Genomic DNA, 12,058 nt, shown 5'->3' with positions numbered 1-12,058 from the left:
TTTCACTTGCCGTGAAACCAGACTGCATAACGCTGACCGGTTCAAGAGCATGATTACATTAGGCAGTATTCAGCGTTATGCAGTATAAATCAACGAAACAAAATACCCCAGCACCCGCATCCCATCCGTCCCCGACCTCTCAAAATCAATCCTCTCCGGATGCCACTGTACCCCTACGACAGGCAGGCTCCCATGGCCTATGGCCTCGATGCACCCATCCAACGGACAGCGCGATGCCACCGACAGCCCCTTTCCCAGCCTGGCGATCGCCTGGTGGTGGGCGCTGTTCACAGTGGCTTCACCTCCGTACAGGCCGTACAGCCAGGATTCCTGTTCGATTACGGAACTGTGATACTTATCCCCTTCCTCATACCGATGCCGCTCCCCCATGTCCGGCTCCAGATTCTGCACCAATGTCCCTCCCAGCCCCACATTGATAATCTGCAGCCCCTTGCAGATGCCCAGGACAGGCATGCCGGTCTGCACCGCCAGGTCGAAGGCCTGGAGCTGCAGGATGTCCAGCTCTGTGTCGATGTCGGCGGAGCCGTGATTGCGCTCTCCGTAGAAGGCGGGAGTGATGTCGCCTCCGCCCGGAAGCAGCAGCCCGCGGCACTCGACTATCTCTGACGCGAGTAATGTCACCACGGGCACGGCCCCGATGGATTCCACATATCTGACATAATTCGTTGTCTTCTCCGGCTTTCCTGCGATGGCTATCTTCATAAAAGTTTTCCTGCCTTCCGGGCCCCGGGCCCTGCACCATGATAGGATCATCTCTTTGATTCTATTATCGACTTTTTCATTATATACCCTCCACGTATAAGATACAATTCGAAAACGGATAATGATAGTGGACATTTCCGCCTGATTGAGATATAATGACGTTGGCATGAAGGCAAACTTCAAAACCATCGCAGGAGAGTCCGCTGCAGGATTGCCTGTTGGAGCAGACCCGCTGCGGTGGAGGGGCCGAAGGAGGCAATTGCCGGCCCGGGAGCCGGATTTGATAACTGACAGTGATGAAGAATAAGAAGATAAATTTAACAGGAAATCGGCAGAGGGCAGCCCTTGTCCTCTCGTTTCTGATTCCTTCCATGGTCATGCTGGCATTGTTCGTGGTGAACCGGATCTATCCCTTTGGGGACCGGAGCTTCCTGTTTTCCGATATGTACCACCAATACATGCCTTTTTTCAGTGAGCTGCTCCACAAGGTGAGGGGAGGGGAGAATCTGAGCTTCTCCTTCAACGTGGGGATAGGCTCTAATTTTCTTGCGCTTTTTGTATATTACCTGGCAAGTCCCTTCCACATATTTTCCCTGCTGGTGCCGGAGAGCTACCTGATGGAATTCATGAGTTACCTGATCGTGCTCAAGATTGGGCTGGCGGGGCTGACCTCGTATCTCTATCTCAGGAGGCGTTCCGGGTTGTCCGGGGCAGGCAAAGGGGACGCTCTGTCCGCCGGTTCCGGAGCAGGAGGGGAAATGGGCGCGCTGTTCTTCTCCTGTTTCTACGCGCTGTCCGGCTTCATGGCCGCTTACAACTACAATATCATGTGGGTGGACTGCGTGGTATTGCTGCCTTTGATCGTCCTGGGGCTGGAACGGCTGGTGCGGGAGGGGCGCTGCGGGCTGTACTGCGTCACATTGGCCCTGTCCATCTTCACGAATTATTACATTTCCATCATGATCTGCATCTTCCTGGTGCTATACTTCGGGCTGCTCCTGGTGACGGAGAGGCGCGGCATGAGGGACATCTGCAGGCGGGACGTCCCTCGCTTTGCCCTGTACTCCCTTCTGGCGGGAGGCATGGCGGCGATGCTGCTGGTCCCCGAGGTCTGCGCCATCCTGCGGACGGATTTCGGGGACATGGACTTCCCGGAGAAGATAGAGTCCTATTTCTCCATCCTGGATATGCTGGCCAGGCACTGCGTGTGCGTCTATACGGAGCGGGGGCTGGACCACTGGCCCAATATCTACTGCGGCAGCGCGGTGCTGCTGATGATACCGCTGTACCTGATGAACAGGCGCATCTCCATCCGGGAGAAATTCTGCCGCATGGGGCTGGCAGGATTCCTGCTGCTTAGCTTCGGCACCAATATGCTGGACTTCATCTGGCATGGCCTGAACTATCCGGATTCTCTGCCGGCGAGACAGTCCTTTGTCTATATCCTCCTGGTGCTGACCATGTGCCATGACGCGTACCGGCATGTGCGGGAGCTGGAGGGGCAGCAGATTCTGTACGGATATCTGTGGGCGGCGGGCTTTTTCCTGTTCTGCGAGAAGTTCGTGGACCATGAGGACTTCGAGTGGGGAGTGAAGCTGCTGACCCTTGCTTTCGTCAGCCTTTACGCGGTGCTCCTCTACCTGTACCGGACCAAAGAGGACGGCACGCTGCACAGAGGGCTGGCCGTAATGGCGCTGACGATCGTGGTGGCGGAATGCACCGTCAATACTTATGTCACCAGCCTGGGCACGGTGAGCCGCAGCGCCTACCTGGGGCAGCAGGAGGACTATAAGGCGCTGTACCAGGAGACGAAGGGCCGGGAAGAGGGGTTCTATCGGCTGGAGAAGTTCACCAGGAAGACGAAGAACGACGGGACCCTCACAGGCTACCCCACGGCCAGCCTGTTCTCCTCCACGCTGAACTCCCAGGTCATGGACATGTATGAAAGGCTGGGCATGCGCCACAGCAAGGTGTACTACGGTTTTGACGGTGCCACGGCGCTCACCTCCGCCATGCTGAACGTGGCATACATGTTCGGGGAGTCGGCGGACTATGAGAACGGCCTTTACACCCTGATTGGGCACAGCGGGGACATTTTCCTCTATCAGTGCAATGCCGCGCTGCCCTTCGGCTATGTGGCCCCTGTGGGATACGATTTGCCGGAGGGGTATGAGGACCAGGGGCTGAAGCTCCAGAACCGGATGGTGAATGACCTGGGAGTGGAGGGGGTTCTGTTCCGGAAGGAGGAGGGCGAGCAGCGGGGGGACAATGTGGAATTCACTCCTCAGGAGGGCGGGTACTATTACGCCATCCTCACGGCCTCCGGCACGGGCAAGGTGGACTGCATCGGCGGCAGCACGGTGGAGGAGAAGTACAAAGACCTGAAGGACGGGTCGATTCTGTACCTGGGATATCTGGAAAAGGAACAGACCGTCACCCTGACCAATGGGGATGAGGATGACGAGACGCCGAAGGTTCAGGCGGATATCTACCGGATGGACCAGGCGGTGCTGTGGGAGGCCTTGGAGCTGCTGTCGGCCCGGCATATGGAGGATGTGGAGTGGAAGAACGATACCCTGACAGGCAGTCTCAAGCTTGCGGAAGCGGGGAGGGTAATCCTCTCCGTGCCCTATGAGGCCGGATGGCAGGTGAGGGTGAACGGGGAGGAGGCCCGGGGGGAGCTGTTCGGCGGCTGTCTCATGGCCTTCGACTTAGAGCCGGGGGAGTACCGCTTCGAGATGAAGTACGTGCCGGAGGGCTCCGGCGCAGGAATCATGGTGAGCATCATGAGCATCGCGGCATTCTGCGGGATTACGGCATTGCGCAGGCGGCGGGGAAGACCGCAGAAACCTGTGGAGACGGAGCGGAATGACCGGGCGGCTTGCGGGGCAGAGGCGAAAGAGGGCGCAGGCAGGGAGGACACATAAGAGCGGCAGGAGAAAAAGGGGCCCGGGGCGCGAGGGCCGCAGAGCGCCGGGGCTGAGAGGAAGGGTTCTTCACGAGGGATCAATCCCCCCAAGGGGAATGATGATAGGAGGAGAAAAGAAAAAGAAATGAAGACAAAAGTGGAAAATGCGGTAATGGACACCGCGAAAAGAACAGCCATGGTCCTGGTGGCGGCAGTCATCACGGCCGTGAACCTGAAGACCTTTGTGCGTACGGGGGGACTGATCCCCGGAGGGTTCACGGGGCTGACCAGGCTCCTGCAGGAGATTTGCGACATGGTGTGGGGGTTCGAGCCTCCCTTCTCCGTCATCAACCTGACCCTGAACGTGGTTCCCGCCGTGGTCAGCTACAAGTTCATCGGAAAGAAGTTCACCATGTATTCCTGCCTGATGATCGTGGTATCCGGCCTGATCACTGACCTGATCCCCAGCTACGCGGTGACCACGGACACGTTGCTGGTGGCGGTGTTCGGCGGACTGTTCAACGCGGTGGCCATAGGCATCTGCCTGGCGGCGGGGGCCACGGCGGGGGGCACGGACTTCATCGCCATTTTCCTGTCCGAGAAGATGGACATCGATTCCTGGAACTATATCTTTGCCGGGAACGTGGTGATACTGTGCATCGCAGGAGCGCTGTTCGGCTGGGAGAAGGCGCTTTACTCCATCATTTTCCAGTTCACATCCACCCAGGTGCTGCACACCCTCCACAGGCGCTACCAGAAGCAGACGCTGCTGATCGTGACGAAGAAGCCGGAGGAGGTCTATGAGGTGATCAAAGAGATGACCAATCACGATGCCACGCTGATCAAGGGGGAGGGCTGCTACATGAAGCAGGAGTGCAACATCCTCTACTCCGTGGTAGGCCGGGACGAGGTGCGCAAGGTCCTGAACCGTGTGCGGGAGACGGATCCCATGGCCTTCGTGAACATGATCCGCACGGAGAACCTGTCGGGGCGGTTCTACCAGAGGCCTAACGACTGAGGGACGACAGAGCGGATTGATGCCGCGGCAGCAGGGAATTTGGAATGGGATTCCCTGCCGCTGCGGCATTTTTTTGCTTTTTCGCTATCCTTGTCAGAGGCTGTTGACATTGTAGACAGTCTATGGTACTATATGTTTACAATGTAGACACCAAGGCGGATTCAGAAAAGGACAGAGGCGGGCTCCTGTAACGGGAAGGCAGGACATCTGCCAAAAGAAAGGCGAATTGCATGAAGGCACTGAGCGAAGCGGAATGGAATATCATGGAGAGCCTGTGGGAGGAGTGCCCGAAGGTGGGCAGCAGAATCGTGGCGGACATGGCGGGCCGGGTAGGGTGGAGCCGGAGCACCACGCTGACCATGCTGAAGCGGATGACGGAAAAGGGGCTGATCGCCTGCGAGGACAATGGGCGCATGCGGGTCTATGCGCCGTTAGTGGAGCGGGAGGCTGCCGTGAAGAAGGAGACGGACAATTTCCTGAAAAGGGTCTACAACGGCAGCGCCAGCATGCTGGTGAGCAGCTTCATCAAGAGACAGAGGCTGTCTGCCGAGGAGCTTTCGGAGCTGCGGCAGATTTTGGATAAGGCAGAGGAAGAGCGGAATGGTTGAGTGGATGATTTCTTCGAGCGTATTGATCGTGCTTGTGATGGCCATGCGGTATTTCTTCCGGCGCAGGCTCCCCATGCGGGCCTGGTACGCCCTGTGGCTGGTGGTGGCCCTGCGGCTGCTGGTGCCGGTGTCCTTTATGGAGAGCGGCCTCAGCGTCCTGAACCTTTTTGCGCTACAGGAGAGCGGAGAGGGGCAGGGAACTGGGGATTGGCCTGAGGAGAGGCAGGACAGGACAGATATGGCAGCAAAGCAGCCGGAGGGCCAGAATGGTTCGGAGCCGGAGGCAGAGCGGCAGCAGAACCGGACAGAGCAGGAGGTAATTGCCGGGCTGCCTGGCCAGAAAGGGCCTGAGATGGCCACAGGATTGCAGAATCCGTCCGGCATGTCAGAGGGTCAGACCGGGCCGGACATGGAAGCATTGAATGGAAGCGCAGATTCAGATTCGATTGGAGCGTCCGCGGCGACAGCAGACGGTACAGGATCATTGGCGGGAGAAAGCAAAGGATATAAATCGGATGTCGGAAAAACGTCAGCTTCTGTATCTGGAAGGCTACAGGAGCCGGAGTCCCCCATTCCGCCCTCTGCAGCCGATGCCGGGATTCAGGGCAAAGAGCGGGAACATTCCCTTTTCTGGTACATCTGGCTCCTGGGGGCAGCCTTTTTCGCCTGCTGCATCCTGATGATGAACGGCAGATACCGCAGAAGGGTGCGCATATCCAGAAAGCGCTGCCAGACAGACATATCCAGCAGGCTTCCCGTCTATATATCCCCAGTGGTGGAAAGCCCATGCATGTTCGGCCTGGCCCGCCCGGCGGTATACCTGAGCAGAGAGGCGGCGCGTAAGCCGGAGGCCCTCAGGTACGTGCTGTGTCATGAGAACGTCCACTACAGCCATCGGGACAATCTCTGGGTAGTAGTGCGCATGGCATGCCTGTGCCTGCACTGGTACAACCCCCTGGTGTGGGCTGCCGCGGCCCTGTCCGAGCAGGACGGCGAGCTGGCCTGTGACGAGAGGACGCTGGAGATCCTGGGCCAGCAGGATAGGATACCCTACGGCAGGGCCCTGCTGGACTTCAGCGCCCAGGGCAGCCCATGGCAGAGGGGCTGGAAGCTTTCCACCGCCATGTCCAGCGGCAAGAAGCTGCTGAAGGAGCGGCTGATGGTCATCGTTGGAGAGCCCAGGAGACATGCGGAGGCGCTTGCCGGGGTGATGCTCCTGACGGCGCTGTGCATGGCAGTCACCTTCACCGGCAGGGTCAGCGGCCAGGAGACGGAGGAGGATGCCGCCCGGGAGGAGATGAAGGACACGGCTCCGGGGGATGCGGCCTTTGTCCGCACAGGGAGCGGAAAGGCCGGCGCCCTCGCTGCGGACGGTGCCGAGAGCACGGCCATCGTTCCCGTGAGCCTGGGAGAGGGGAAGGAAGAGATGCCCGGGGAAGAACATCTCCTGAAAATCATCGGCCGGGCTGTTCCGGGCAGCGGCCAGTATCGAATCGACCAGATTGCGCTGAACAGGGTCCAGGGAAGGAGGGAGGAGCCCCTGCAGACCATCCGCCCGGAGGACGTGAGGGTTCTGTATACCAGGGCTTTAGAGGATATCCGTGGCGGCGTAGGGCAGATGTATTCTTTCACATCGGAGGAGGAGCCCCTGTACGCCAAGCCCCTGTGCAGGGCGGAGGATCTGCCCGCCCGTGAGCTGGGAAAATTCCTGGCGGACGAGAACGGACAGATTTATGCAGATGCGCTGGACGGAGGGCTGGTGGTGACGGATCTGAACTTTGACGGTTATGAGGATTTTTATCTCCAGGGTGGGACGGGGACTGTCAATATTCCGTACTATTGTTATCTGTGGAATCCACAGGGGGAAAGGTTCGAGCCCGGCTATATGATTCCCAATGTGGAGGTGGATTCGGAGGCGCAGCTGATAAAGAGCGCTACCGATGATGGCAACGGGCAGCATTCTGTGAAATATTACCGTTTTGACGAGGCAAATATCCTGCACATGGTGCGGTACGTGGAGGAGAACCAGTCCCCGGACGCGGTCTTCCCCACGCTGGACCTGACCTACTGTGAGCCGTACTATGCACTGCCAGCGGTGGACGAATGGGATTACGGCACCCGCTACGGCGGCGCGCTGACGGAGCGGTTCGTCTACTGGGCGAAGGAGGCGCTGACGGAGCTGTACGAGTGGAGCGGCACGAAGATAGACAAGGCGTGCTTCACGGTAACCCGCTTTGGAGACTTTTGCTTCGCAAACACGCCGGAAGAATTACAATCGTCTTTGATATACTATGACCGTGTGTATGGAGAGGATGCCGGGTTCGAGAGCTGCGTGAAACAGATGGGCGTGGCTACGGAGCGGACGGTGTGGTTCTCCCCTGTGATACAGTGGAACAAGCCGGAGAACCTGGACGGGATGACGGATCATGAACTGGCGGAATGGTATTTCGAGAGGGCCCCGCTGGCGGAGGGCGAGAAGCTGGTCAGCGTGGAGGGAATCGGTGAAGGAATAGGCTATGATACCTATAGCATCCTGAACATCCTGGCGGAATCGGGGAATTTCTATCAGATATATTTGAATGGAGCCACCAGGGAGATGAGCGCCATGTATGGCCCATATGAGGAACGGCCGGACTGAGCGTGAAGGAATTTTCAAGCTCTAAGCGGAGGAATGCCCAATGCGTGGGCATTTTTCCGGTTGGCGGCGGGTTGTTGATTGTGGCCCGTTAGGCGGGCGGGAGGAAGATATGAAGAAAGCATTGTGTAAATGGGCGGCGCTGTGCCTTGCGGCAGCCGTGCTGGGAGGCTGCGGCAGTGACGGCACAGGGAACGGGCTGGAGGACATGGGAGTATCGCTGACCGATGGACCGGGCGGAAACGCGGACGGGCAGGAAAGCGGCGGACAGGACAGCTCCCAGGCTCCGGCGGAAGACGGCAGCGGCAGAGCGGCCATGTATGAGGCCTATGTGAAGGTTCTGGAGGACATCTATTTCGACCAGAAATTCCCGGACGGTACGGAGCACGGCCTTCAGCCGGCCAGCGCCGACATCTCCGACAATATGTTCGCGGTATACGACATAGATGCCGATGGCAGGGAAGAACTGATTGTCTTCTATACCACCACCTATACAGCCGGGATGGTGGAGATCATATATGACTACGACAGCGGCGCGGGAGACGTGCGGGAGGAGTTCCTGGCATACCCGATGCGGACCTATTATGACAATGGCATAGTAGAGGTGGAGGCATCCCACAATCAGGGCTTGGCCAGCGATGGCGGCGCTGACGGGAATTTCTGGCCTTACAGCCTGTACCGCTATGACCCTGAGACGGATGCCTATGTATCGCTGGCCAGCGTGGACGCCTGGAGCAGGGGCTTCCGGGAGGAGGACTATGACGGGAACCCCTTCCCCCAGGAGGTGGACGCAGACGGGGACGGCGTGGTGTACTATGTGGCCACAGAGGGAAATGAGCCGGAGGCCCCTATGGACGGCGCGGAATACGACCAGTGGCGGGATTCCTGCCTGAAAGGGGCGGAGCCCATACAGGTTCCTTACGTAAACCTGACGACGGACAATATCTATGCCATAACGAATGGCAGCGCTGCGGGTGGCGGCGCTGTGGGAAACGGAAGCGCTGCGGGTGGCGGCGCTGTGGGAAATGGAAGCGTTGCGGGTGGCGGCGCTGATGGAAATGGCAATGCTGCCGGAAATGCCACGGACAGCGGTGCAGAATCTGGCAGCACCGGCGGCTCGGAGGCTCTGGCCGGGGGGCAGATTTTGGACCAGTCCTTCCCTGTGACGCTGGACGGCTGGGGAGGGGTGGTCTTCGCGCCCTTTGCGCCGGGAGACCTCATGGAGGATGAAAACGGCCATGTCTGCTTCGGGGATGTGCGCTTCGCCCTGTTCCAGGACGGGAAGACGGTCGCTGTACTGCCCGGCGAGAACGAGGAGAACATATTCTACGGCCAGCAGTTCAAGGAGGTGCTGTCCGTAGCCTTCCAGGATTACAATGAGGACGGCAGGACGGACATCCTGGTGCTCCTGGAATACGCCGGGGTGCAGGGGGCGAACATAGACGTGCCGTTTCGCATGGTGCGGGCCTATGCCCAGGAGGAGGGAAGCAAGGACTTTTATCTGGACAGGCCGGTATCGGAGTATCTGGGCTCCTATGCCGACAGCATGGAACAGATATATGAGGGACTGGATGCTTACGCCGGAATCTATGCCGTGGCCACGGACAAGTCCGCCTGGGAGGTGGAGCGGTTCGCCAGGAAGGTGAAGCGGCAGATCCTGGCCAGGGATTTCCGGGGCCTGTGTGAGGAGATTGCCTTTCCGATTACCGTAGACGGTACAGTATATCAGGATCGGGAGGCCTTTTTGGGGGCGGATTTCATTCAGGATCCGAATCCGGCCTTTCTGGACGCGCTGCAAAAGGAGCCCTGCGGGAACATGTTCGTGAATTATCAGGGCATAGCCATGGGAGAGGGGGCGGTATGGATTGGAGAGATCCTGGACGAAAACCTGGTCTCCCAGGGGCTTAAGGTGTATGGGATGAACGGTTTGGGAGCAGACGGCTGACAGTATTAAAATATATGCCTTGCCATCCAATGCCCGCGCTTGTGGCCGTAAAATTTTGCACGTAATTCGAGAAAGGCTATTGACAAACCGAACCGGGGGGTAATATGTCTCTATACAAAACATAAAGACCCCAGCAAGGGCGGGGTGCAAACAGGAGGCCGGCCAGGTCATCGGGTTCATCGCGGCACCCACCATATATTATCAGATAGAGGGAAGCCATCTGTATCTGGAGCTGAGATTGGACGGTATGCCTGTGAATCCGGAGACGCTGTGGCAATAGGCATTAAACGCAGACGGAAATGAATTCCTTAAAGTGGTACAGCTATATCAGAAAGGCGCTTTCTTTTAACAGAGAGCGCCTTAATCCGTGGAATGGAAAAGCGAAACGAAAGGCCTGACAGCGCCTGTACGGAGCCCAAATTTCTCCTTGACGAAACAGGAAACAATTGGTAGACTAAAGATTAAATGTAAAAGAAGAGAGAGCCCGCATAGCCCTCCCTTTCATGACAGGCGCAAGGAGATAATACAATGGATAGATATTTACAGATTGCAGACCGCTTCCGGCTGGACAGCAGAGCGATAAGAGCGGAGAGCCACGGCGGCGGACACATCAACGACACCTTTCTGGTGAATACCGAGAAGGGGGAGAAATACTATATACTGCAGCGCATCAACACCGCTGTCTTCAAGAACGCGGAGGCCCTCATGGAGAACATCATCCTGGTGACGGACTTCCTGCGGGAGAAGATTGCCCGGGACGGCGGGGATCCCCAGAGGGAGACCATGAACGTGGTCCTGACCAAGGACGGCAAGACGCTGTACCAGGACGAGGAGGGCTGCTGGCGTGTCTATATGTTCATAGACGGAACAATGACTATGCAGACCTGCGAGAACGCGGAGCAGTTCTACCTGAGCGCCTGCGCCTTCGGACATTTCCAAAAGCTCCTGGCGGACTTCCCGGCAGATAAGCTCTGTGAGTCCATCCCTAGTTTCCACAACACCAAGTCCCGCTATCTGGACTTCGAGGCGGCGGTGGAGAAGGATGTGTGCGGCAGAGCGGCTTCCGTAGCGGAGGAGATTGCCTTCGTGCGGGCCCATAAGGAGTTCGCGGCCACGCTGGTAGACATGCAGGAGAGCGGAGAGCTTCCCCTGCGGGTCACCCATAACGATACGAAGCTCAACAATGTACTGTTTGACGAAAAGACCGGAAAGCCCCTGGCGGTGGTGGACTTGGATACCGTGATGCCCGGGCTCTCCGTCAATGACTTCGGAGACAGCATCCGCTTCGGCGCCACCTACGCGGCGGAGGACGAGCCGGATTTAAGCAAGGTCAATTTCGAGATTGATTTGTTCGACTGCTATACCAAAGGGTTCCTGGGAGAGTGCGGGTCGCTCCTCACGGAGAACGAGAAGAAGATGCTGCCGGTGGGGGCCATGATGATGACCTTCGAGTGCGGCATGCGCTTCCTCACGGATCACCTGAACGGGGACACCTATTTCAAGATTCATCGGGAGAACCACAATCTGGACCGCTGCCGCACCCAGTTCAAGCTGGTAAAGGACATGGAGGCGGCCAGGGAGCTGATGGACAAAGTGGTAGAGAAATATAGCTGACGCCTCTGTGCGGGCATGCGCAAAGGCCGTATCGGATTGCCGAAGAGGGCATCAGATGCGGCCTTTGCCGCGGTTACAGAGGAGGCGCGACAGAGAAAATGCGCGGCAGGGGAAGGCTGAAAAGGGAGAAAGAAGCGCTGACTGCCTGTGGCAAAGATTGACGACTGGAAGAAAAGGGATTCGTAAGACAGAGGGCTGCTGACAATGGGAAAATGGTATGTGACAATGAAGAAGGCGGATTTTGACGGATGGGCCAGGAAATTCAATATCAGCCCGGTGGTGGCCCGGATTCTGCGCAACCGGGATCTGACCGTGGAGGAAGAGGTGGGGAAGTTCCTGCGGGGGACGCTGGAGGACTGCTACTCCCCCTGGCTTTTGAAGGATATGGACAGAGCAGTGGAACAGGTTCTTGCCGCGATAGAATCGGATATCCGTATCCGCGTCATCGGAGACTATGACGTGGACGGTATCTGTGCGTCCTATATCCTGACCAAGGGGCTGCAGATACTGGGGGCAAAGGCGGACACGGCCATCCCCCATCGCATCCATGACGGCTACGGGCTCAACGACCATCTGATAGAAATGGCCCGCCAGGACGGCATCGGCA

At 58.0% G+C, this 12,058-nt stretch carries 7 protein-coding genes and 1 pseudogene; 7 read left to right on the top strand and 1 reads right to left on the bottom strand.

Annotated features, from left to right (window positions below):
• Positions 1-75: 75 nt before the first annotated feature.
• Positions 76-723, bottom strand: coding sequence for a gamma-glutamyl-gamma-aminobutyrate hydrolase family protein (locus Q2B33_RS20255; RefSeq protein ID WP_300565832.1), 648 nt, complete (start codon positions 721-723; stop codon positions 76-78).
• Positions 724-1,019: 296 nt separating this feature from the next.
• Here Q2B33_RS20255 and Q2B33_RS20250 point away from each other — a divergent pair, with 296 nt between their 5' ends.
• The 7 genes and pseudogenes from Q2B33_RS20250 to Q2B33_RS20220 form a co-directional block, all read left to right on the top strand.
• The gene (locus Q2B33_RS20250; RefSeq protein WP_300565831.1) at positions 1,020-3,650 is read left to right on the top strand and encodes a YfhO family protein; all 2,631 of its coding nucleotides are present in this window, start codon (positions 1,020-1,022) and stop codon (positions 3,648-3,650) included.
• A gap of 126 nt (positions 3,651-3,776) precedes the next feature.
• Positions 3,777-4,649 (top strand): YitT family protein, encoded by an 873-nt coding sequence (locus Q2B33_RS20245; RefSeq protein WP_300565830.1) that lies wholly within the window; start codon positions 3,777-3,779, stop codon positions 4,647-4,649.
• 230 nt (positions 4,650-4,879) lie between these two features.
• Positions 4,880-5,257, top strand: a complete 378-nt coding sequence (locus Q2B33_RS20240; protein ID WP_300565829.1) for a BlaI/MecI/CopY family transcriptional regulator — start codon at positions 4,880-4,882, stop codon at positions 5,255-5,257.
• Between the two features lie 4 nt (positions 5,258-5,261).
• Positions 5,262-7,895, top strand: a complete 2,634-nt coding sequence (locus tag Q2B33_RS20235; protein WP_300815314.1) for a M56 family metallopeptidase — start codon at positions 5,262-5,264, stop codon at positions 7,893-7,895.
• Between the two features lie 109 nt (positions 7,896-8,004).
• Positions 8,005-9,837: a hypothetical protein gene (locus Q2B33_RS20230; RefSeq protein WP_300565827.1), complete on the top strand. Its 1,833-nt coding sequence runs from the start codon at positions 8,005-8,007 to the stop codon at positions 9,835-9,837.
• 528 nt (positions 9,838-10,365) lie between these two features.
• A complete protein-coding gene (locus tag Q2B33_RS20225) occupies positions 10,366-11,451 on the top strand; it encodes a phosphotransferase enzyme family protein (protein ID WP_300565826.1) in 1,086 nt (361 codons plus the stop codon).
• A 204-nt stretch (positions 11,452-11,655) separates the two neighbouring features.
• Positions 11,656-12,058: pseudogene (locus Q2B33_RS20220) on the top strand (single-stranded-DNA-specific exonuclease RecJ); the annotation flags it as partial.

Source organism: uncultured Acetatifactor sp. (genome assembly GCF_948601915.1).
Taxonomy (GTDB): Bacteria; Bacillota; Clostridia; order Lachnospirales; family Lachnospiraceae; genus Acetatifactor.
Note: the sequence above shows the minus strand (reverse complement) of the source record. Positions and strands in the feature narration are given on the sequence as shown.